The organism is Tamilnaduibacter salinus (assembly GCF_003096655.1).
Classification (GTDB): Bacteria; Pseudomonadota; Gammaproteobacteria; order Pseudomonadales; family Oleiphilaceae; genus Tamilnaduibacter; species Tamilnaduibacter salinus.
Map to the genome: position 1 here is coordinate 93,032 of NZ_QEKQ01000009.1, position 22,502 is coordinate 115,533.

Consider the following 22,502-nt stretch of genomic DNA (forward strand, 5'->3'; position numbering starts at 1 on the left):
TGTCCTTCCATCAGTACAGTCGTCAGAGGGAGTCGCTGCGGCGTCGGCTGGCCGCCTCGACCGCCTCCCAGGAACCGGGCTTGCCGTTCGCTTCCCATCGCGCCCGGACCCACATCCGATCAATGCGCCGTGCGATGTACCGGCGTCGACCGGTGCGGCTCGCAGCCGCCAGGCCCGTGAGCCCGGGTGCCCCCAGACCGTCCACCAGGAACAGCTGAAACCGGGCACCGCATGACCGGGCAACCAGATTGTGGGGGAGTAGATTGCGCGACAGCACGCCGGTTTCAAGGAGCCATTCCGCAAACTCTGTCAGGGAATGCCGAAGTGCCTCGTCGAGGCCCCGCCCGGCGAGCAGATCGGACAGCGTCGGTGCGATCCGGCCAGTGTCGTCACGGATCAGATCGGTGACATTGGCCGGTCCGTCCGTGGTGGGCACGACGCCGTGAAACCGTGGCAGGTGACGCCAGACCGGGTTGTTACTCCCCGCCCGGAGGATCGCCCTCTGTGCATACCCCGCCTGTTCCTGCCGGTTGTCGTCCAGTCGCCTCCGGCCCAGGCATCGCTTGAGCGGAGACTGACGTTGGTAGCGACGTTCGATGCTTCCGGGCCTGAGGACCTTCAGGCACAAACCGGGGTGATCCGGATGGGTGTAGCACAGTCGATGCTCGCCGCCGGCAAATGGCGTCTGCTGTGACAGATCAATCATTCCGGACGGGCTCCAGGCATTGCTGGTAAAAACGAACGGTGGCATCGACCATCGCCGTGATGGAAAGTTCCGTTTGGGCGCGCAGGAAAACGTCGGACTGCTCCCCCGCCAGTGAGGGCAAACGCACCATGGTATCGGCCAGCAGGTGCGTGATGGACGCGAGGTCGGTATTGTCGGCGATGCAGGTTTGGGGAAGGAAGTCCGGAATATCCCCGACAGGTGTGCTGACGACCGGGCAGCCGGCGAGCAGGGCTTCGATCACACTGTAGGGCAGCCCCTCCCGGGCGGACGGGAGAACAAAGAGATCCGCCAACCAGGGCCAGGCGCTGGCGTCCGCCCGGTGACCCACCAGATGGGTGTTGTCCCCAATGCCGAGGGTGTCAATCTGATCCTGCAGGGCGTGTCGTTCCCGGCCGTCTCCGAGAATCACGAGTTGGCCGGGCGTGCCGATGGCGGCCCAGGCACGAATGAGCCGGTCAAACTGTTTGACCGGCTCGAGCCGGCCCGAGGCCAGCAGGAGTGGCTGCCCCGCTGGGCAGGACTCCGGTCGGGAGGTCGGCCGGTCAACCGGGACAGCGCCGTTGCGGATCACCCGGACCTTTGGGTTCGAGATCCGGGAGGCCAATCGCTGGTTAACAACGATCACGCCATCGAGCCCGTCAAAGGCGCGGTTGGTCCGCTTTTCACCATGAACGGTGCCCAGTCGCACGGGCGTGTGGGGCTGTCGGGATAGGGCACTCAGTAACGCGGCGGCTTTATGCCCCTGGGCGTGCACGACATCAGGCTTGAGTGCCGTGACGTCACGCCGGAGGCAGTGGCGCAACCAGGGGTGCCTGCGACCCTGATCCAGAGGGAGTGAGTGAAACGTGGCTCCCGCGTGGAATGCCCACTCATAGGCCGGGTGAGCCAGGACGTGGACATCAACGCCACGCTGGGCCAGCCCCTGCGCCAGATCCCGCGTATGGGTTTCCATGCCACCCCAGGTGGTGCCAGGGGTGCCGAGGACGAGAACGACCCTCACGGGCCTCTCCCTGTCGCCCGGCGGGCGAGGATCTGCTCATATACCGCAATGGTGGCATCCACTTGTGATTCCAGGTGGAAGGGCGCTGGCAGGGGCGCGACAGAGGGAGGGTGTCGGAGCATGTGGTGGAGACGATCGACAACGGCGTTGACGTCGTCGGGAGGAACCAGCCCCTGGGGAAAACAGGCCTTCAGGGACTCGGCGGCACCCCCTCGGCGATAGGCCACGACGGGCGTGCCGCAGGCCAGCGCTTCGGTGACCGTCCGTCCAAAGGGTTCGGGCCGGGACGACAGATGGCAGACGATGGTCGCTCGCCGGTACAGGTTGGCCATGTCCTCCCGTGGCCCGAGAAAGTGGATCTGATCCTCCACGCCGAGTGCTCGGGCGTGCGTGCGCAACTCCTGTTCGTAGTGCTGCTTGCCGGGGTCCGCGCCGCCCACCAGCAGTCCATGGCAATCCGGCTCACGCTGAAATACCCCGGCCATGGCTTCCAGAAATGCGTGCTGCCCTTTCCAGCGGGACAGGCGACCGGGCATGAGGATGATCCGCTTTCCCGTCAGGGCCGGATAGTCAGACTCGAGCTGCTGGTGCCATCGCTCGTCCGGAACGGAAGGGTAAAAGACGGCCGGATCCACGCCGCGCTGAATGGTTGTCAGGTCGTCTGGATGGACCCGGTAGTTGTCGAGCACGTACCGCCGAACGCAGTCGGAGACGGCAATGATGTGGTCCGATTTGGCCATGATGGCGCTGTAGCCGCTGACTGAGTGCATGCCGTGGAAGGTGGATATCAGCGCCGGCCGTTCAGGCGCTGGCAGGGTTTGCCGGGCCAGGCGGGTGATCCAGGCCGGCATCCGGGAACGCACGTGAACGATGTCCGGTGCCAGCTCCCGCAACAGGCGTCGCATGGGCGCAATCTGGCCAAATGACCTCGGAGATTTGCGGTGGACGGGGCGTTGAATGTGTTGCACGCCAGCGTCCTCCAGGTGAGTGACCAACGGGCCGCCGTTGGAGACGACAATGGCCTCGTGCCCGCGCTTTGCAAGCTCGATCGCAAAATCGACCGTGCCACGCTCCACGCCACCGCTCCAGAGCGCTGGCAGCACCTGTACCACCCTCATGGCCCGAGCCCCCGTTTGATGAGCCATCGGGCCGCCCGGTCCGCTTCCCACAATGGGGAGCGGACAGACGTCTGACCGGAGGGCGGTGAGAAAATGCGGGACTGCTGGTCCAGTCCGACGATGCGTTCGCGGGCCAGCAATTGGTCAATCCCGTGTGCCAGGCGGCTGCCCGGCGAGAGCGGAACGTCGAGTACCCCGGTCGGGACGCCGGACGTGACCGCTTCGCAGACCATCGAGACGCTGTCCGGTGTCACCCAGACGGCCCGACTGGCGGCCAGTGTATGGCTCACCCACTGATCGTGGGTCTGCGAATGGTCAACCACCGTGACCCGGGGGCCGGGCAGCGCCTGAAGACGCTGAGTGAGCTCCTCAGGCGTGCGCCGTGAGTTGCTGATGGTCCAGTGCCAGCGTGGGTGGGCGTCGATCAGCTGCCGCGCCTGGGCGAGAACGTCCTCGTCCTGCCACCGGACGTGACGGGAAGGCCCGCCGATGAGCATCAGCGCCTGCGGCTTGTCGGTCAGTCGGGCCATGGGCGTGATCGGGTGGAGAACCCCTTCGGTGATCAGACGATGCGCTGCCGGCCGGACGCCATCGTGCTCCGGGATGATCGCGGCATCGACCAGTGAGAGCGGGAAAGACGGTTTCATCAGTACCACCGTCCGGCACCGGCGGCGCAACGCCAGCAGGGCACGATGGGTCTGGTGGCCGGCGCCGATGACAAGATCCGGTGCTGGGGGTGTCTGTGGCCATCGCGGTGCGAGTCCCGTCAGTGCGCGCCACAGAGGGACCGGGTATCGATTGACGTCCAGCCAGTGCACGTCGGCGCCCGCCAGCACCTTGAGCCGGTTGCCAAGTCCCTGAAGCTGGCGTCGGTGGCCCGGCCGGTTGTCCGCCAGGAGCCAGACAACCGGCGTGTGATCAGTGGTGCTCGGCGTTGTGACCATGGTCCGGTTTCCGGTAGAAGTCCGGATCGTCGGGTGATGGGCGAGTCTTGAAGCGGCGGTGCATCCAGAGATACTGGTCGGGATGTCGCCTGATTTCCTGCTCGATCGCGGCGTTGACTCGACCGGCGTCCACTTCATCGTCGCCAGACGGAAAGTTGGCCAGTGGCGGATGGAAGTAGATGTCGTATCCTGGGGCGCCGTCGCGACGGAAATGGCTGAACGGCACCACGGCACACCCGGTGCGTTCGGCGATTCGGGAGGTGGTGGTAATGCTGGCGGCAGGGATGCCGAAGAACGGCGCGAAGACCGCCGCCTTGCGGCCGTAGTCCTGATCGGTGGCATACCAGACCGGTCGATTGGCCTTCAGGCAGCGGAACAGGCCACGCAGATCCTTGCTGGCCAGTACGGTTCCGTAGCGGCGCTCACGGGCGCGGGTCATTACGGCATTGACCAGCGGATTGTTGTGATCGCGCTGCATGACGTCCGCATCGATGACCAGGGAAATCAGGCTGCCCCCCAGATCCAGCGTGCTGTAATGACCGCCCAGCAGAAGAATGCCATTGCCGGCCTTCAGTGCGTTCTCATAGTGCTCGAGCCCATGGACCTCGGTGATGGGGCGGAACCGCTCCGGCTTGCGGAACCACGCCAGGCCGATTTCCATAATGCCGATGCCGTTGGCGTGGTAGCTCTGGCGAACTAACGCCCGTTGCTGGGCAGGGGATTTTTCCGGGAAACAGGCCCGGATGTTCGTGCTCGTGATATGACGGCGTTTTGCCATTGTCCGATAGGCAATCTCCCCGATGCCTTTGCCCAGCCACCATTGAACCCGCAGCGGCAGGTGAGCCAGGCAGAACATCAACGCGAGGTAGAACCAGGTCGGCCACCAGCGTGGATGCCTGAATTGATGGTAGCGGGTGTCTCGGGTCTTGCGGTGGGTGGAAGCGCTCACGCGTGGGTCCGGGTCCTGTTGGTGGCCGTTTGATTCTGATCGTTTTCGCAGAGTTTACCAGTGTCGGGAAGGCGTACGAAGCCTGTCCGACCGTCAGTACCCTCAGGATCAGCGGTTTGCTGTAAAATGCGCCCGACGATCAATGGGAGCCCCATGCTGCATTTTCTCTATTCACAGCTATTTCGCCTGGTCTTGCCATTCCTGCTTATCAAACTCTGGTGGCAGGGACGCCGGTCACCGGCTCTGCGCCAGGGCTGGCGGGAACGCCTGGGGCTGGTGGCCCGGTCGGAGCAGCCGGTGATCTGGGTGCATGCCGTTTCGGTAGGGGAGACCATCGCTGCGGCGCCTCTTGTGCGGACCATACTGGAGCGGAATCCGGCTCAGCCTGTGCTGACGACGGCCATGACCCCCACCGGTTCAGAGCGGGCCAGGGCCCTGTTCGGAGACCGGGTGCAGTATGCCTACTCCCCCTATGACACGCCGGGCTCGGCGGATCGATTCGTTGAGCGCGTCCGGCCCCGGATTCTGGTCATCATGGAGACCGAGCTCTGGCCGAATCTCATCGCCGCCTGTGAACTCCGGGGAGTGCCCGTCTGCCTGATTAATGCGCGCCTGTCCGAGCGCTCGGCGCAGGGCTATGAGCGCGTGCCCTCCCTGGCACGGCCACTGTTGCAGTCCATCAGGTGGATCGCGGCCCAGGCGGATGATGACGCGCAGCGATTCTGCCGCATTGGTGCCCGGCCGGACCGGGTGTCGGTGACCGGCAGCGTGAAATTCGACATCGATGTGGACGACGAGCAGCGTCAGAGTGCCGAGCGACTCAGGAGCGAGTGGGGCAACCGGCCGGTCTGGATCGCAGCCAGTACCCACGATGGTGAGGATGAACAGCTTCTCGAGGCCCATCGTCGGATCCAGTCCCGGTTGCCGGAAGCCCTGCTGGTACTCGTGCCCCGTCACCCGGAGCGGTTTGAGGCGGTCGGTGCCCTGATCCGGTCAAAGGGCTTCCGGCTCGCCCTCCGTTCCCGGAACGACGCGGCTCGGGGAGCGGACGTGTATCTGGCGGACACCATGGGCGAGTTGATGCTGCTCTACGGAACGGCGGATGTGGCGTTCGTGGGCGGCTCGCTCATCGAGCGTGGCGGCCATAATCCGCTGGAGCCGGCGGCGTGGGGGCTGCCGGTGGTGACCGGCCCGCACGTTTTCAATTTCGACACGATCTACCAGCAGTTGAGCGATGGCGAGGCGGTGATCGAAGTGGCCAGTGAACGGTCCCTCGCCGAAGCCGTGGAGCAACTGTTGGCGGAGCCGGCTCAGGCCCGGCGGTTGGGGGACAATGCGCGCGCGGTTGTAGAAGCGAACCGCGGCGCACTGCATCGGATTGTGGAAGGGATCGAAACCCGCCTGGCCGACCAGTAGCGAATACTACGGAAAGAGTCGCCCTGGCGGTCACTCCGTTGTTTGATCGGGACCGGCTGGTGGTCATTGCCGGAGGAGCGACAGGGATGTCGCGGTCGCATTTGGCGTCAGGGACGACCAGGTGCCCCGTTTGGTCCATTTACCAACCGTCTGAGCCTCAGAGAACCTTGAGAGCAAGGCGTGGGGGCGACGGTTTGGTGGTTCCAAACCGAGACCGCACAACGCAGTTATCGAGGTTCTCTGAGGCTCCCGTAGGGCTCAATGCTGAGAACTCTGGACTGTGTTGCCAGCCCTTGATGTGACCCCGCCACACCTGCGGACAGGCGCCTTGTCCAGAGCCCTCAGCATTGGGCAGGCGATTGGTAAATGGACCAAACGGGGCACTTATGCAGCGTAGGCAATGACCTCCAGCCGGTCCCAGACTCCAAAGTGGAGGGCTCAAATCGGTCGCCCTGCGGGCGACTCCGAAGTCGGAGACATCGGCTACATGTGAACCGGCCTCCGGTTCTCCGTCCGATTACTGGGTCGGGTCGACGGTCTTGTCCTCATTGGCCAGGGCTTCGATGCCCGGTGCGGATGCGCTCAGCCACTGGTTCAGGTCCGCAAGATCCTGCGGGCTCAGTGTGCCGGCGGCCTGCTTGAGACTCAGTGTGTTGATCACATAGTCATAGCGGGCATTGGCGTAGTCCCGCAGCGCAATGTAGTAGTTTCGTTCAGCGTCCAGAACTTCCACGATGTTCCGCGTGCCGACGTCGTAACCGGCGCGGGTGGCGTCCAGCGCGCTGCGACGGGAAACAATGGTCTGGCGCTGGGCCTGGACCGTCTCGATGTTTGAGTTCACCTCGCGAAGCAGGCTGCGGGTGTTTACCCGGACATCCCGCCGGACCGTGTTCAGCTGCTGATTCTGCACGTCGACCAGCGAGCGCTGCTGGCGAATTTGCGCCTGGGTGCCATGCCCTTCATACAGCGGTACATTGAGGGACAGCGCAATCACGCCTTCGTCGCTATCACCGCTGGCGCCGCCCTGGCTCGTGCCGACGGCGGGGGTGCCGAGGCCGTCCGTATCTGTTGATGTGTAGCTGGCGCTCAGGTCGAGGGTCGGGTAGTGACCCGCCTGAGCCGCGTCGAGCCGCGAGCGCTCCGCCTGCAATGAGCTGATGGCGGACTGGATGCGCCAGTTCTGCTGCAGTGCAATGTCCTCCCAGGCTGTGGCGCTGGCCGGCTCCGGCGGCGCGAGCGGGAAGTCCTGGTTCAGGTTCTCCAGATCGGTCGTGTGCTGGCCGACCAGGCGGGCGAGCCGTTCGCGGGCAATGTCGAGGCTGTTCTCCGCGCGCAGGCGATCACTCTTGATCGCGTCATAGGTAGCACGGGCCTCGTAGACTTCCGTGATGGCGATCAGACCGACTTCATGGCGTTCCTGAGCCTGCTCGTACTGCCGCTCAATGGCCGTCTCCGACGCGCGGACGGTGGTCAGGTTGTCCTCAGCCCGTAGCACGTTGAAGTAGGCGCTGGCGACATCAAGAATCAGCTGCTGCTGAGCCAGGTTGTACTCAGCGCGGGCGCTCTCGCTCTGGAGCTCGCTGGCCTCAAAGCTGAACCAGGCATCGGCCCGGAACAGCGGTTGCGTCAATTCGACGCCGTACTGGTACGCCTTATAGGAGTCGTCCGTCGTACCGCTTTCAGTGTCCGTGTGGCTGGCCCGGCCGAATGCGTTCAGATTGGGCAGCAGATTGGACCGCGAGACATTGATGGCGGCCTGTTGGGCCTCGGAGCTGGCTTTGGCAGCGGCAATGCCTGAGTCGTAGGCCAGTGCCTGTTCGTAAGCCTCGACCAGATCGATTGCCATGGCTGGCTGTGTAGCCAGCAGGCTGGCGAGTCCGGATGCCAGGATCTTTTTCATGGGGCTCCCACCTGTGTGTAGTCCGCGGAATCAAGTCGCATGCGGATGGTCCGCCGGAGGGCCTTCCAGGCCGTATCTGCCTGAGTCCGGGACCATCCTCTGGTTCCCTGTGTTGAGGGACACTCATCAGGGCGACATTATGGACAACTTAGGGAGCGAACACTACACTTGCAACGCACATGCAAATATGTGGAGCAGGCGTGTGTCGTATGGCCTGTTCCTCAGTGTGTCAGCGTCTTGTCGGGGTGCCACCGGTGTGGCTGAGATCGCTCGCAGAGCGGGACCCGGGAACCTGATCCGGCCAGGCCAAAGGCCTGAACCGGCGTAGGAAACAGGACAGATGCCCTTTCACGCGTTGCGGCGACCGAGTAGCGCGTAGGTTCAATGGGTGTTGGGGAGAGGCGATTGGGTTGCCCGGTCGTTAGGGAATTGATCAGCACTTCCTTAAGCTCCCCACCGGTAGCGATCCTGGCAGGCGCGTTTATTTCTTTCCGACGACGACCAGGGACAGCTACCATGTCAGTCAAGACGCCCGATTTCCTCAGTGAAACCGCCCAGGTCGATGGCGCCGCCGTCGAACCGCTTCCAAGTTCCCGCAAGATCTACGTCACTGGCAGCCGACCGGACATCCGGGTGCCGATGCGCGAAATTCTCCTCAGCGATACGCAGACTGCCGACGGCCCGGAAAGCAACGACCCGGTCCTCGTCTACGATACGTCCGGTCCATACACCGACCCCGACGCCCGAATCGATCTGCGTCGTGGGTTGCCGGCGCTGAGAGAGCGCTGGATTGAGGAGCGGGGAGGCACAGAGACGCTGGCGGACTTTTCCTCGGCGTTCACCCGCCGCCGTCATCGTGACCCCCTTCTGGACGCCGACCGGTTTTCCCACCATCGCAAGCCGCGTCGTGCCAAAGCCGGACACAATGTGTCACAGCTTCATTACGCCCGGCAGGGCATTATCACGCCGGAGATGGAGTTCATCGCCATCCGCGAGAACATGAAGCTGCAGGAGGCGCGGGAGTCAGGGCTGCTCGACAGCCAGCACCCGGGGCAGTCCCACGGTGCGAACATCCCCCGGGAAATCACGCCCGAGTTCGTGCGCGACGAAGTGGCCCGGGGCCGCGCTATCATCCCGGCCAATATCAACCACCCGGAAACCGAGCCGATGATCATTGGTCGCAATTTCCTGGTGAAGATCAATGGCAACATTGGCAACTCCGCCGTCACGTCCTCCATCGAGGAAGAGGTAGAGAAACTGACCTGGGGCACGCGCTGGGGTTCGGACACGGTCATGGACCTGTCGACCGGCAAGAACATCCATGAAACCCGGGACTGGATCCTGCGGAACTCGCCCGTTCCCATCGGCACCGTGCCGATCTATCAAGCTCTGGAGAAGGTGGACGGCGAGGCCGAAGCGCTGACCTGGGAGATCTTCCGGGACACGCTCATCGAGCAGGCCGAGCAGGGCGTTGATTACTTCACCATCCACGCGGGCGTGCGCCTGCACCATGTGCCGCTGACGGCAGAGCGGACCACCGGCATTGTTTCGCGTGGTGGCTCGATCATGGCCAAGTGGTGCCTGGCTCACCATCGGGAAAGCTTCCTCTACACCCACTTTGAGGACATCTGCGAGATCATGAAGGCGTATGACGTGGCCTTCAGTCTCGGCGATGGCCTGCGCCCGGGCTCGGTGGCAGACGCCAGTGATGCGGCCCAGTACGGCGAGCTGGAAACGCTGGGCGAACTCACGAAAATCGCCTGGAAGCACGATGTTCAGGTAATGGTTGAGGGGCCGGGTCATGTGCCCATGCATCTGGTGAAAGAGAACATGGACAAGCAGCTCGAATGCTGTGACGAGGCGCCGTTCTATACCCTCGGCCCGCTGGTGACCGACATCGCCCCGGGTTACGACCACATCACCTCCGGCATCGGCGCCGCGATGATCGGTTGGTATGGGTGCGCCATGCTTTGCTACGTCACGCCGAAGGAGCATCTGGGGCTGCCCAACAAGGATGATGTGAAAACCGGCATTATCACCTATCGCATCGCAGCCCATGCGGCGGATCTTGCCAAGGGCCATCCCGGGGCGCAGTTGCGGGACGACGCCCTGTCCAAGGCCCGTTTCCAGTTCCGCTGGGAGGACCAGTTCAACCTGGGGCTGGATCCGGACACGGCCCGCGCCTACCACGACGAAACCCTGCCGAAGGATTCGGCCAAGGTGGCGCATTTCTGCTCCATGTGCGGCCCCAAGTTCTGCTCCATGAAGATCTCCCATGAAGTGCAGGAGTATGCCCGTGAGCATGGTCTGGACTCGGTGGAGGCGGTAGAAGCCGGCATGGAGGAGAAAGCGGAAGAGTTCCGCCAGTCCGGGAAGCTCTATGAAGTGAAGTAGGTGCGGTCAGTGTAGCCGATATCTCTGACTTCGGGGTCGCCCGATAGGGCGACCTATCTTCGCATGCAACCACGGGGGCCAGCCGGCCCCGTTCTCGCTACGGAGTTGCTGCAGGCATCAAATCCACAAGATTGCCCGATCGTTTTCGGTCCGCCCCATTGACGAATCCATGTCTTTCGGCTTGCTTGAAAGCGCCTAGTCGGACCCGCTATCGTTCGGCTTCGTATCCACGAGGTTGAGCCGATGCCCAAGAGTCCGACAGCGCCTTTCCAGTTTACGTCCGACGACGTGCGGATCGAGTCCCAGGAGACGGTTTTCGAGGGATTCTTCCGGATGGGGCGTCTGCGTCTGAGTCACGCCCGGTTCGCCGGTGGCTACACGGAAACGATCCAGCGTGAGCTGTTCCTGCGCGGCGATGCCACTTGTGTGCTGCCTTACGATCCCGCCCGGGACGAGGTGGTACTGCTCGAACAGTTCCGCCCCGGGGCGCTCTGGCGGGATCAGTCGCCATGGCTGTTGGAGTTGGTGGCGGGGATGGACGAGCCGGGCGAGTCCGCAGAGGAGGTGGCGCATCGTGAGGGAGAAGAAGAGGCGGGGCTGCGGTTTGCGCGTCTGGAACCGATCTGCCGTTATCTGGTCTCTCCCGGAGGCACGACGGAGATGGTCCGTCTGTTCTGCGGCCTTATCAGTAGTGAAGGCGCCGGTGGGTTGTACGGGCTGGAGGCGGAGAACGAAGACATTCGGGCCCATGTCCTTTCGTTGGCGGAGGCGCTCGCGATGTTGGATGATGGGCGTATCAATAACGCGGCAGCCATTATCGCCCTGCAATGGCTGTCGATTCACCGTGAGCGGCTACGGGAGGCGTGGCAATAATGAAGGAGGCCGTGATGCGCCGGCGCTATGTGCCCGATCTCCAGCGATTCAATGCGCTGTGTGAGGGCAATTACCGTCGCCTCGTCCAGCTTCGCCGGCTGGCGGCTTCCGATGGCCATCATGCCACCTTTGAACTGCGGGACCGGGACGCCTATTTCGGTCGTGTCCACATTGAGCGCCAGCAGAAGTCGCGCTATACCGAGACGCTGTTGTTGGAGCAGATCCACAACAGCGGTCGCTGGCTCAACGACCCGCATCTGACCGTTCGCGTCTACCACGATGCTGGCCTGGCGGAGGTGGTCAGCTGCTATCGCGATTACCGCATCCAGGCCGTGAACGACTACCCCAACCGAAGCATGCACCACCCGGATGAGAAAGCTCAGGTGAATGCGTTTCTTGCGGACTGGCTCGCCTTCTGTCTTCGTTTCGGGCATGTCGCCGCTGAGGAGATTGCCTGGCCCGTCTGAGGGGAGGGTGAACCGAATGAACTCCGGTTTCGTCTTTCCGTGTGATCCCGTTTCAGGAAATTGCGCGAACAATTCGCTAATATTTCTCGAAGTGCTGTCACGAATCGATTGAGATGCATCGATAGGTCAGGTGCATTGATAGAGAGCCAAACGGTGTCCTGCCCATGTCCGAGTCGGCCATCCCGTCCAAACGACCCAACCCGCTGAGGGTGCTTCAGCTGACCGATCCCCACCTGATGGCGGATCCGGTCGGAGAGTTGTTGGGTATCCGCACTCGGGAGAGCCTCGATGCCGTCATCGATCAGGTCCGTGGCGAGGGGCGGGTGCCGGATCTCATCATAGCCAGCGGTGACATTGCACAGGACGGGTCGCAAACAGCCTACCGGGCGTTCCGTGATCGCGTGAGTGTCTTTGATTGCCCGGTGATCTGGTTCGCAGGTAATCACGACGATGTTCCCAGCATGAATGCCGTCATTGAGGAAACCGAATCGGCCCGTCGACGGGTATTGACCGGCGGGTGGCAGTTTATCGGGCTGGATTCCTCTGTTCCCGGGCATGTTCATGGGGCCTTGTCCGACGACGAGCTGCAGTACCTGCGAGATTGTCTGGCCGAGTGTCCGAAGACGCCGACGCTGGTGGCCCTCCATCACCACCCGGTCGATGTAGGATGTGACTGGATGGCGGCCATTGGTGTGCGTAACGGCGCTGAGCTCATGGACCTGCTCCGCCGTTCGCCACAGGTGAAAATCGTGCTCTGGGGGCACATTCATCAGGTGTTCGACCGGGTCGAGGGCCATCTTCGCATGCTGGCATCCCCGTCCACCTGTATTCAGTTTGCGCCGGACTCGAGCGATTTCGCCGTCGATCAACGCTCACCCGGTTACCGCTGGCTTGAGCTTGGGCCGGATGGCGATGTCGACACCTGGGTGCGACGTGTGGATCATTTCGAAATGACGGTCGAGTTGGACAGTGACGGCTACTGATAACCGCCCCCGCCTGATTTACCTGCACGGATTCAAGAGTTCCCCCGGCTCGGAAAAGGTCGGAGAGCTGCGTGAAACGCTGGAGCGACTTCAGGTGCCGGTGGAGCTGGTTGTGCCCTCGCTTGGGTTCGAGCCTGAGCGTGCGCTGACCAGAGCCTGTGAGCCGGTTGAGGCGGTGCTGGGGCAGCGCCCCTGTGGTCTGATCGGCTCGTCGCTGGGCGGTTACTACGCGACGGTCGTCAGTGCCCGCTATGGCGTGCCGGCGGCACTGGTCAACCCGGCCGCCTATCCCTATCGGCTGTTGCGGGATTATCTTGGCGAGCAGACCAACCTTCATACGGGCGAAACCTTTACGGTCACCGAGGCGCATATGCAGCAACTGACGGATATGGACCCGGGGGATCACCCGGACCCATCCCAACTGCTTGTCTTGCTTCAGACCGGTGACGAGACACTGGATTATCGGGAGGCGTGGCGCCGTTTTCAGGGCTCGCCCCATTGGCTGCAGGCCGGCGGCGACCACCGGTTCCAGAACTTTGCCCGTACAATCCCGTCCATTCTCGCCTTCCTATGGCCCGAATCACGCTCTGGCGGGATTTTTCAGGGGTGATGCAACTGCGGTAGACTCTCGCCCATGGGCTCCGGTCGTGTTCTTGGCCGGAACGATAAGAACGACGAACGATCAAGGGTGACCGTCATGAGCCAGATTCCGGCCGACCTGAAGTATATCGAAACCCACCAGTGGGTCCGCGTTTCGGAAGACGGCACGGCAACTGTTGGCGTCACGGATTTTGCCCAGGAGCAGCTGGGCGATGTGGTCTTTGTGGAGCTGCCGGATCTGGGCGCGACGGTGAACGGCGGTGAGGAAGCCGGCGTGGCGGAATCGGTCAAGTCCGCGTCCGATGTGTTCAGTCCGGTGACCGGCGAAGTCATTGAACAGAATGAGTCGCTTGAGGACGAGCCGGAAAAGCTTAACGACGATCCCTACGGTGAAGGATGGCTGTTCCGCGTGAAACTCGAGGACGAGGGCGAACTTGAAGGCCTGATGGAGCCGGATGCCTACGCGGAGCACGTGAGCGATCAGTCCTAGGAGTCACCCCGCTGATCGCCGGTAAGACCTTTAGCGTCGCTTTGGTGGTGGTTGTTTGCGTCGCTGGTCCGATCAGTCCCAGTAAGCGTCAATCCCCATGTCGCGGAAATTCTCTGCCATCGTGCTCAGATCGAAGCTCGTCAGGCCGACGTATTCGAGGACGTCGGTTTCGATCTGCTGCCACTCGTAGTCCTCCTCCTGCTGCCCCAGAACCCGGTAATTGCCACACAGATGCTCGGCGATCTTCAGGGTGGCCAGAAGCGTTTTCTTGTCACCATGGGTGGCATCCCGGTTGGCAAAGAGCGGAACGACGGTGTGGTGCTCAGCGATGGCATCGCAGATCGGGCGCGGCAGGTTCCAGGACTTCGCGGTGTAGTAGCCCACCACCGCATGGTTGGTATTGAAGTACCGGTTCTCCATGTCGATGATACGCTCAGTGGGTGAACCGTAGGCCTCAATCATGACGTTCTCGTAGTCCCGGAACCGGTCCAGCATCAGTGGGATGCCGGCATTGTGGAACAGGCCCAGCGCGTAGGATTCGTCCGGGTTGCGGGCGCCAATGTGTTTGGCGATTGTCGCGGAAACCATGGCGATATCGGTGGCGGTGTCCCAGAAGTTCGTCAGGCGGACGATGGCGTCGTCGGACATCTCGCCTTTGATGGACAGACCGTTGACGATGTTGACGACCGTTGAAGGGCCCAGAAGGTCCAGCGCCTGCTCAATGGAGGTGATCTTGTTGCGCAGGCCGTAGAAAGGACTGTTCACGAACTTGAGCATCATGCCCGATAGCGATACATCCTGCCGGATCAACTGCGCGATCTGATCCGTGTCCGACGAGGGCATGGCCTGCTCCATCTGCAGGTCCACCAGAATCTGGGGCTGCGGCGGGATGCGGATGCCCTGGAGAATGGTCTGGATCTGATCGTTGGAGAGTTCGGGCGGCATGGCTGGTTCTCATGTGCAGGCTCAACGGATCATCAGTGTAACCAAACCCGACCCGTTTCGCTGTTTCCGAGCGTTACTGGGGTGGCTGATCAGGTCTGTCGCTGGGGTTGCTAATCGCCGGCTCGTGTTTTGAGCTGCGCCAGCGCCTCCAGCACCGGATCAATCGACTCACCGAAGGGTGACTCCGGCAGCCTGCGGATGGCTTCCTCCAGGGACTGAAGTGCGGTCGACAGGGCCTCCGGCTCGTCGTCTTCCGCCAGGGCGGGCAGCCAGGATGTTCGCAGATCGGAAATCAGGTGCTGCCACTCGGCCATGTCGGCGCCGGCCCAGGGGCTGTGCGCGACGGGCATTCCCTCTTCCGTCTGACCCGACGGGTGGTTCTGGCGTCTTTCCAGAACCTCGCCCAACGTTGTCTCGAGTGTGTCTGTGAGGACGCCAGTGACGCTTTCGGTCCTGGCCATCCGCTGATGGAGCGCACGGAGCAGATAGGCCTGGTTCGGCGGCGTGCACAGAGCGTTGAGGTCGTTCTCCAGACGTTCGGCAATCAATCGGAGAAGCGTGCGCCGACGGCGTTGGGTTCGGACGCCTTGATTGTCACCGTCTTGCGCGGATTCGTAAATCTGGGCCGGATGGACCTCTCCCGGTCGTTCCCACAGGAGAAATTCCATGGGATGAAAGCCGAGGGTCAGGTAATAGAAGTCGATCGACTGGTGCGCGTTTTTAAGAAACGACGGGGTCAGGGGCGTTTCCGAGTAGACCAGCCCGCTGTTTGGGTAGCCAGGCACCTGATCCAGGTAGCCGGGCAGTATGGGGTGCGCATCCACCGGATCGCGCCGGCCCTGATACCAGTGGGGCGGTGCCGTGTCAGCCAGCTGGTAGAGCAGGGCGATGGCCTGGTATTCCCGGTGGGCGGCCTTCCATGCGACTTTTGCGGTGTTCAGGCTGTCCGGTGTCGGCTCGTTGAGCAGCCCGTTCACGGCATCGCTGAGCGCGCTGGCGCTGTCGCAACTGTCGATCAACTGCCCGCGGACCAGGGTTTTCAGGTTGTCCGAGAGCGCCGTGCCAGCTGAGGAGGCGACTGTCGGGGGCGGTTCTGGCGCTGAGTCGCAACCGGCGAGCACCAGCACGATAAGGCCAATTCCGAACCACCTCCGTACCATCACGCCTCCCGCAGTGAGAGCACCGGCCAGCCGCGTTCGCGGGCGGAGGAAGCCAGGGTCGGATCAGGGTCCACCGCAACGGGGTGACCAACGCGCTCCAGAAGTGGCAGGTCGTTGTGGGAGTCGCTGTAGAACCAGGCCGTGTCCAGGTCGTGGTGGTGGCCCTCAAGCCAGGCTTCCAGTCGAGCCACCTTGCCGTCCCGGAAGCTGGGCGTGCCGGATACCCGCCCCGTATAGCGACCGTTGACCATTTCCGGCTCAGTGGCAATCAGGTCATCGACACCGAGCCAGTCGGCAATGGGCTGGGTCACGAACCGGTTTGTCGCCGTGATGATCAGCAGGGTGTGGCCGTCTTCCCGGTGCCGGCGCAACAGGTCGAATGCGGCGTTCAGGCCCATGGGTTCCACGCACTCCGACATGAACCGGCGACGCAGAGCCTCCAGTTCGGCGGGCTCGTGACGGGCCAGTGGTTCCAGCGCAAAGGCCAGGTAGCGGTGGATGTCCAGGCTGCCATCGAGATAGGCCTGATAGAAGCGGTCATTGGCGCGCTGGTACGCATCGGCGTCCACCACGCCTTCACGAACCAGAAATTCGCCCCAGGCGTGGTCGCTGTCACCCCGGATCAGGGTATTGTCGAGATCGAATATCGCCAGGCTCACGGTGGCATCCCCGTCTGTCAGTGATGACGGGCAGTTTACCGAAACGGCCCTCGTTTGCCGACGGGTATCCTATCTGCAAGAATGAGAATAACTTGGGTAAATTGTGGCAGCTGCGCTGGATGGCCCTGTGCCCGAATCGCGCAGCGCCAGAAGATGAATAGGATAACAACGTGATCGACTCCGACGGTTTCAGACCGAACGTCGGAATCATTCTGGCCAACCATCGGGGTGAGGTTCTCTGGGCACGACGCATCGGACAGAACGCCTGGCAGTTTCCACAGGGCGGCATTGACCGGAACGAGTCGCCCGAACAGGCGCTTTACCGTGAGCTGGGAGAGGAGGTCGGGCTCGGGCAGCAGGATGTGGAAATCATCAGCTGTACGCGCGGCTGGCTTCGCTACCGTCTGCCCCGGCGCATGGTGCGTTACCACTCACAACCGGTGTGCATTGGGCAAAAGCAGAAATGGTTCCTGCTCAGATTAATGTCATCGGATGAGGCGGTGTCCGTCGAAGAGACGGACTCGCCAGAATTCGACGGCTGGCAATGGGTCAGCTATTGGTATCCGCTCGGGCAGGTGGTTTCCTTCAAACGAGAGGTCTACCGCCGCGCCCTGCGGGAGTTGGCCCCGAGGCTGTTCCACGACCTGGAGCAGCGTTTGACGCAGAACAACAGGTGACGAACAACCCTCTATGCTGAGCACGCTTCGAAGCATCGTACAGGAGGTCAATGGTGCCCGGGATCTTCAGGAGTCTCTGGACATCATTGTGTCCCGTGTTCAGTCGGCCATGGACACCGAGGTCTGCTCGGTCTATCTGCACGACCCGGATTCCAACAAGTACATCCTGATGGCCACCGAGGGCCTCTACAAAGAGGCCATTGGCCGGGTCAGCATGTCCCAGTCCGAAGGGCTGATCGGGCTTGTGGGCGCTCGAGAGGAGCCCATCAACCTGGAGGATGCGACTCAGCATCCCCGCTATCGGTATTTCCCCGAGACCGGTGAGGAACGCTTCCGTTCATTCCTTGGCGTTCCCATCATTCACCACCGACGGGTACTGGGTGTACTGGTGGTGCAGCAGCGGGACAGTTCCCGCTGCTTCAACGAGGGTGAGGAAGCCTTCCTGGTTACCATTTCCGCCCAACTGGCGGGCGTGATTGCCCACAGTGAGGCGACCGGGGCGATCAGTGGTCTGTCGCTGACCGGTGAGGAGTCCTCCGAGGACGTCAGCTTCCGGGGCGTGGCTGGCGCAACCGGTGTGGCCATTGGCGCGGGGGTCGTGGTTTACCCTCCGGCGGATCTGGACGCCGTGCCGGACAAGACCGTTTCCGACCCGGAAGCGGAGTGCGAGCACTTCCGTCAGGCTGTTGTTGCGGTGCGGGAGGATATCCAGCTCGTGGCCGAGCGGCTTGCTCCTCAGCTTCGTCCCGAAGAGCAGGCGCTCTTTGACGTCTATCTCCGGATTCTTGACGACAATGCCCTGCCAGGCGAAGTCATACGCCGTATCGAAGACGGGCAGTGGTCCCAGGGGGCGCTCAAGCAGGTGGTGCAGCAGTACGTGCGCCATTTCGAGCTGATGGGGGATCTCTACCTGCGCGAGCGCGCAGTGGATATCCGGGATCTGGGGCGCCGTTTGTTGTCCCGTCTCCAGGAAGGCGAGCAGGAGGAGGTCACCTACCCGGATCGGACCATCCTCGTCAGCGATGAACTCACGCCGGCCATGCTTGGCGAGGTCCCGCGCGGTCAACTCGCCGGCCTGGTGTCGGTGCGCGGCTCGAGCAACTCGCACGTAACGATCCTGGCCCGCGCGATGGGGGTGCCGACGGTCATGGGGATGGTGGACATGCCCGTCAATCGCCTCAACGGCCGGGAGTTGATCGTCGATGGCTTTGAGGGGGTGATCTATGCGTCACCATCCCAGGAGCTGCGGGCGATCTATCAGGAAATCTGCGACGAGGAAGACGAGCTGTTCCGCGGCCTCGAGGAACTGCGGGACAAGCCCTGTATCACGCTGGACGGGCAGCGTGTGTCGTTGCTGGTCAACACGGGGCTGGTCACCGACGTTGCCCGCTCGATCAGTCATGGCGCCGAAGGCATCGGTCTGTATCGCACTGAAGTGCCGTTCATGATTAATGAGCGTTTCCCTTCTGAGCAGGAGCAGCGGGCCTACTATCGCGAACAGCTTGAGGCCTTTGCCCCCAACGCCGTGACCATGCGGACGCTGGATATTGGGGGTGACAAGGCGCTGACCTATTTCCCGATCAGCGAGGAGAACCCTTTCCTGGGCTGGCGCGGCATCCGGGTCACACTGGATCACCCGGAGATCTTTCTGGTTCAGGTCCGGGCCATGCTCAAGGCGAGCGAAGGGCTCGACAACCTCCGAATCATGCTGCCGATGGTCAGCAACGTCTCGGAAGTCGAGGAATCGCTGCATCTGATCTATCGCGTTTACCATGAAGTGCGCGAGGAGGGGTACAACGTCACCATGCCCCGGGTCGGTGTTATGATCGAGGTGCCGGCGGCTGTTTATCAGGTGCGGGAGCTCGCGGACCGGGTCGACTTCCTGTCCGTGGGCTCCAACGACCTGACGCAGTACCTGCTGGCGGTGGACCGGAATAACCCACGGGTGGCGTCGCTGTATCATTCGTTCCATCCCGCGGTGCTTCAGGCGCTGGTGCAGATTGTGGAGGGCGGGCACGCCGTTGGAAAGCCTGTCAGCATCTGTGGTGAGCTGGCGGGGGACCCCGGGGGTGCCGTTTTGCTCATGGCCATGGGCTACGATGCCCTGTCGATGAACGCGGCCAGCCTGCCGAAGGTGAAATCGGTGATCCGCAGTATCACGTCTGACTGGTCCCGGGAACTGTTGCATGACGTGCTGGAGCTGGACTCGCCCCACGTCATCAAGAGTTGTGTGGACCTGGCGTTGAGAAGTGCCGGTTTCGGGCGCTATCTGCGTCCGGAGCGGAGTTTTGCGGCGGCGCCCCGGTATCGGAGTGCTGTGGAATAGGGTGTTTACTCTAACCCGGCCTGATAGCTTTCCAGAGGAATCCGGCATACGGTCGGTAATATGGCAGTGACAGAGGGTGTTGATGGCGGTCAGATCAACGGACAACACAGAGCGGCCCCGCATCGGGCTGGCACTGGGCGGCGGCGGTCCGCTCGGTGGGATCTATGAAATCGGTGCCCTCCGTGCGCTGGATGAAGCGCTGGACGGGGTGGATTTCAATGATCTGGATGTGTATGTCGGCGTTAACGCCGGGTCCTTCGTCAGTGCCAACCTGGCGAATCAGATGACCACCGCTCAGTTGTGCCGGATTTTCGTCAAGAACGAAGCGGAAGTGCATCCGTTCCACCCGGAGGTGTTCTACAGGCCAGCATTCCGGGAGCTTGGGCGGCGTCTGTTGTCCGCGCCGGGGCTGCTGACCGAGGCGGTCACCCGCTTTCTGAACAATCCCTACGACCAGAGTTTTCTCGAAGCGCTGACGGTTCTCTCTCAGGTCGCACCAGCGGGTCTGTTCGACAATGAAGGGCTGCAGGACTACCTGGCTCGCACCTTTACCATGCTGGGCCGTACCAACGACTTCCGGCGTCTGCGGCGCAGCCTCTATGTGGTGGCGGCCGATGTGGAGAGCACGGAAGCGGTCTGTTTCGGGGCGCCGGGGTATGACCACGTGCCCATCTCCCGCGCCATTCAGGCGAGCACGTCGTCACCGGGCGTGTACCTTCCCGTGGAAATCGATGGTCGCTATTATCTGGATGGCACGATCCGTAAAGGCCTGCACGCTTCCGTCGCCTTTGAGGATGGTGCGGACCTGGTGCTGGCGGTGAATCCCCAGGTGCCGATCGATGCCAGTGCGGCCGTTCGCAACGGCTCCATGAAGCCAGGGGCCATTACCCACTCGGGCATGCCAAACGTCCTGTCCCAGACGTTCCGGACCATGGTGTACTCACGGATGCAGTCCGGCATTGCTCAGTATGCCCGCGACTATCCGGATCGGGATATCCTGTTGTTCGAACCGACACGGGATGATGCCAAGCTGTTTTTCTCCAACGTGTTCAGCTTCAAGTCCCGTCGCATGGTCTGTGAGCACGCCTACCAGATGACCCGGCGCGACCTTCTGTCCCGGGCTGACGACCTCGAGCGTCGCCTGGCGCCATATGGTGTCACCGTCAATCGGGAGGTGCTGGAAGACAGGAATCGAACAATCAGCACGAGCCTGTACGGTGAAATGCTGCCGCTCTACGTGGCGAAGGGTGGGAAAAGGCGTGGCGTCGCCGACCGTCTTGATAACGTGACCGACCTGTTTCGGAAGGCGCAGTAAAGAAATCATTGCCACGGAACCCGCGGAAGAACGCGGAAAAGGTTTTAAAGTTTTAAGGTCTTAAAGTCGAAAAGTCGGCAAGCTGACTGACCATGTCCGAACGGCCACCCGCTTTAAAACTTTCTGACTTTAAAACCTTCAGACACACCTGTGTCGTCTGAGCTTTCAGGTCGTTCCGTAGCCGGATAACAAAAGCCATCCCTGGCCGTCTCGTCGCCTTAGAGAATATACCGACTCAGGTCCTCATCTTCGGACAGGTCGCCGAGTTTCTCGTCGACATAGTCGGCGGTGATCTCGAAGTTGCCGGTGACGCGGTCTCCGGCATCATAGGAGATTTCCTCCAGCAGCCGCTCCATGACCGTGTGCAGTCGCCGCGCGCCGATGTTCTCGGTGGACTCGTTCACCTTCCAGGACACCTGCGCCAGTCGCTCGATGGCGTCCTCGGCAAAGGTCAGGTTCACCTCTTCCGTTTCCATCAGCGCCTCATACTGTTGGACCAGTGACGCTGAAGGCTCGGTCAGGATGCGCTTGAAATCATCCGGTGTGAGAGCCTGGAGTTCTACGCGAATGGGAAGCCGGCCCTGCAATTCCGGGATGAGGTCCGACGGCTTGGACAGGTGGAAGGCGCCGGAGGCAATGAACAGGATGTGATCGGTCCGGACCATGCCGTACTTGGTGCTCACCGTGCTGCCCTCGATCAGGGGCAGGAGGTCGCGTTGCACGCCTTCCCGCGACACATCGCCGGAGCTGTTTTCGTTTCCCTTGGCGACCTTGTCGATCTCATCGACAAACACGATGCCATTCTGCTCAACCGCCTCAATGGCCCGTTGCTTGATTTCCTCTTCGTTGACCAGTTTGGCAGCCTCTTCCTCTTTGGCCGCGGCCATGGCGTCAGCCACCTTCATCTTCCGGGTTTTGCGCCGATCCTGGCTCATGTTGGAGAACAGGTTCTGCAGCTGGCTGGTCATTTCCTCCATGCCTGGAGGCGCCATGATCTCTACGCCAGCACCGGACTGCGAGACATCGATCTCGATTTCCCGGTCATCCAGCTCGCCCTCCCGCAGCTTTTTACGGAACAGCTGGCGGGTCGAGTTATCATTCTGGGAACCACTGGACTGACTGTCCTCCTCCAGGCTGCGTGCGGGGGGCAGCAGGGCGTCCAGCACGCGGTCTTCCGCCGCATCAAGGGCCCGGTGTTCGTGGCGCTTCATTTCCTTTTCGCGAAGCATGGAGACGGCCATATCCGTTAGATCACGGACGATCGACTCCACGTCGCGGCCAACATAGCCCACTTCTGTGAACTTTGTGGCCTCGATCTTGAGGAAAGGGGCTTCGGCCAATTTCGCGAGGCGGCGGGCAATTTCTGTTTTGCCGACGCCGGTCGGACCGATCATGAGGATGTTCTTCGGGGTGATTTCATCGCGCAGAGCGGAATCCAGCTGCATACGCCGCCAGCGATTGCGCAGGGCGACCGCAACGGCCCGCTTGGCCTCTTCCTGCCCGATAATGTGCTTGTTCAGCTCATGAACGATCTCACGGGGTGTCATTCCAGACATGGC

20 protein-coding genes and 1 riboswitch are annotated in these 22,502 nt (G+C 62.2%); of the genes, 10 read left to right on the forward strand and 10 right to left on the reverse strand.

Annotation, left to right across the window (positions count from 1 at the left end; translation table 11 throughout):
- Positions 1–22: 22 nt before the first annotated feature.
- From C8D92_RS13615 to lpxL, 5 genes are read right to left on the reverse strand one after another with little or no spacing between them, the layout of a single operon-like run.
- Complete coding sequence (locus tag C8D92_RS13615; RefSeq protein WP_116919668.1) at positions 23–706, reverse strand: YrbL family protein; 684 nt, start codon at positions 704–706, stop codon at positions 23–25.
- The gene (locus C8D92_RS13620) at positions 699–1,727 is read right to left on the reverse strand and encodes a glycosyltransferase (protein ID WP_116919669.1); all 1,029 of its coding nucleotides are present in this window, start codon (positions 1,725–1,727) and stop codon (positions 699–701) included. Before C8D92_RS13620 ends, C8D92_RS13615 begins: the two co-directional genes overlap by 8 nt.
- Complete coding sequence (locus tag C8D92_RS13625; RefSeq protein WP_116919670.1) at positions 1,724–2,845, reverse strand: glycosyltransferase family 4 protein; 1,122 nt, start codon at positions 2,843–2,845, stop codon at positions 1,724–1,726. The genes C8D92_RS13620 and C8D92_RS13625 overlap by 4 nt, the downstream gene beginning before the upstream one ends.
- Positions 2,842–3,789: a mitochondrial fission ELM1 family protein gene (locus C8D92_RS13630; protein ID WP_116919671.1), complete on the reverse strand. Its 948-nt coding sequence runs from the start codon at positions 3,787–3,789 to the stop codon at positions 2,842–2,844. The genes C8D92_RS13625 and C8D92_RS13630 overlap by 4 nt, the downstream gene beginning before the upstream one ends.
- Positions 3,764–4,738 (reverse strand): LpxL/LpxP family Kdo(2)-lipid IV(A) lauroyl/palmitoleoyl acyltransferase, encoded by a 975-nt coding sequence (gene lpxL, locus C8D92_RS13635; RefSeq protein ID WP_116919672.1) that lies wholly within the window; start codon positions 4,736–4,738, stop codon positions 3,764–3,766. Before lpxL ends, C8D92_RS13630 begins: the two co-directional genes overlap by 26 nt.
- Before the next feature lie 153 nt (positions 4,739–4,891).
- Between lpxL and waaA the strand changes: the two genes are divergently transcribed.
- Entirely contained in the window at positions 4,892–6,154 is a 1,263-nt protein-coding gene (gene waaA, locus C8D92_RS13640) for a lipid IV(A) 3-deoxy-D-manno-octulosonic acid transferase (RefSeq protein ID WP_116919727.1), read from the forward strand.
- A 517-nt stretch (positions 6,155–6,671) separates the two neighbouring features.
- On the opposite strand, the gene C8D92_RS13645 is transcribed toward waaA, so the two are convergent.
- A complete protein-coding gene (locus C8D92_RS13645) occupies positions 6,672–8,054 on the reverse strand; it encodes a TolC family outer membrane protein (protein ID WP_116919673.1) in 1,383 nt (460 codons plus the stop codon).
- A gap of 231 nt (positions 8,055–8,285) precedes the next feature.
- A riboswitch (TPP riboswitch) is annotated at positions 8,286–8,402 on the forward strand.
- A 168-nt stretch (positions 8,403–8,570) separates the two neighbouring features.
- On the opposite strand from C8D92_RS13645, the gene thiC reads away from it, so the two are divergent.
- The 6 genes from thiC (at position 8,571) to gcvH (ending at position 13,861) form a co-directional block, all read left to right on the forward strand.
- Entirely contained in the window at positions 8,571–10,448 is a 1,878-nt protein-coding gene (gene thiC / locus C8D92_RS13650) for a phosphomethylpyrimidine synthase ThiC (RefSeq protein ID WP_116919674.1), read from the forward strand.
- A 243-nt stretch (positions 10,449–10,691) separates the two neighbouring features.
- Positions 10,692–11,321 (forward strand): NUDIX domain-containing protein, encoded by a 630-nt coding sequence (locus C8D92_RS13655; protein ID WP_116919675.1) that lies wholly within the window; start codon positions 10,692–10,694, stop codon positions 11,319–11,321.
- On the forward strand, positions 11,321–11,788 hold the full coding sequence (locus tag C8D92_RS13660; RefSeq protein ID WP_116919676.1) for a DUF1249 domain-containing protein: 468 nt from the start codon (positions 11,321–11,323) through the stop codon (positions 11,786–11,788). The genes C8D92_RS13655 and C8D92_RS13660 overlap by 1 nt, the downstream gene beginning before the upstream one ends.
- Positions 11,789–11,952: 164 nt before the next feature.
- Positions 11,953–12,771: a 3',5'-cyclic-AMP phosphodiesterase gene (gene cpdA, locus C8D92_RS13665; RefSeq protein WP_207775186.1), complete on the forward strand. Its 819-nt coding sequence runs from the start codon at positions 11,953–11,955 to the stop codon at positions 12,769–12,771.
- Positions 12,758–13,381 carry a YqiA/YcfP family alpha/beta fold hydrolase gene (locus C8D92_RS13670; protein WP_116919677.1) on the forward strand — a complete coding sequence of 208 codons (624 nt, stop codon included), beginning with the start codon at positions 12,758–12,760 and terminating at the stop codon, positions 13,379–13,381. The genes cpdA and C8D92_RS13670 overlap by 14 nt, the downstream gene beginning before the upstream one ends.
- An 87-nt stretch (positions 13,382–13,468) precedes the next feature.
- Positions 13,469–13,861, forward strand: coding sequence for a glycine cleavage system protein GcvH (gcvH, locus tag C8D92_RS13675; protein WP_116919729.1), 393 nt, complete (start codon positions 13,469–13,471; stop codon positions 13,859–13,861).
- Positions 13,862–13,933: 72 nt separating this feature from the next.
- Here the strand turns inward: gcvH and C8D92_RS13680 are convergent, their stop codons facing one another.
- The 3 genes from C8D92_RS13680 to C8D92_RS13690 form a co-directional block, all read right to left on the reverse strand.
- Positions 13,934–14,806: an HDOD domain-containing protein gene (locus C8D92_RS13680; RefSeq protein WP_095611066.1), complete on the reverse strand. Its 873-nt coding sequence runs from the start codon at positions 14,804–14,806 to the stop codon at positions 13,934–13,936.
- Positions 14,807–14,916: 110 nt separating this feature from the next.
- Complete coding sequence (locus C8D92_RS13685) at positions 14,917–15,966, reverse strand: imelysin family protein (protein WP_116919678.1); 1,050 nt, start codon at positions 15,964–15,966, stop codon at positions 14,917–14,919.
- Positions 15,966–16,625 (reverse strand): histidinol-phosphatase, encoded by a 660-nt coding sequence (locus C8D92_RS13690; RefSeq protein ID WP_116919679.1) that lies wholly within the window; start codon positions 16,623–16,625, stop codon positions 15,966–15,968. Before C8D92_RS13690 ends, C8D92_RS13685 begins: the two co-directional genes overlap by 1 nt.
- A 170-nt stretch (positions 16,626–16,795) precedes the next feature.
- Between C8D92_RS13690 and rppH the strand changes: the two genes are divergently transcribed.
- The 3 genes from rppH to C8D92_RS13705 all read left to right on the forward strand — a co-directional run bounded on the left by rppH (position 16,796) and on the right by C8D92_RS13705 (position 20,943).
- The gene (rppH, locus tag C8D92_RS13695; protein ID WP_095611063.1) at positions 16,796–17,302 is read left to right on the forward strand and encodes an RNA pyrophosphohydrolase; all 507 of its coding nucleotides are present in this window, start codon (positions 16,796–16,798) and stop codon (positions 17,300–17,302) included.
- A 13-nt stretch (positions 17,303–17,315) separates the two neighbouring features.
- On the forward strand, positions 17,316–19,628 hold the full coding sequence (gene ptsP / locus C8D92_RS13700; protein ID WP_095611062.1) for a phosphoenolpyruvate--protein phosphotransferase: 2,313 nt from the start codon (positions 17,316–17,318) through the stop codon (positions 19,626–19,628).
- 82 nt (positions 19,629–19,710) lie between these two features.
- Positions 19,711–20,943 (forward strand): patatin-like phospholipase family protein, encoded by a 1,233-nt coding sequence (locus C8D92_RS13705; RefSeq protein WP_095611061.1) that lies wholly within the window; start codon positions 19,711–19,713, stop codon positions 20,941–20,943.
- 218 nt (positions 20,944–21,161) lie between these two features.
- Here the strand turns inward: C8D92_RS13705 and hslU are convergent, their stop codons facing one another.
- On the reverse strand, positions 21,162–22,499 hold the full coding sequence (hslU, locus tag C8D92_RS13710) for an ATP-dependent protease ATPase subunit HslU (RefSeq protein WP_116919680.1): 1,338 nt from the start codon (positions 22,497–22,499) through the stop codon (positions 21,162–21,164).
- Positions 22,500–22,502 lie beyond the last annotated feature (3 nt).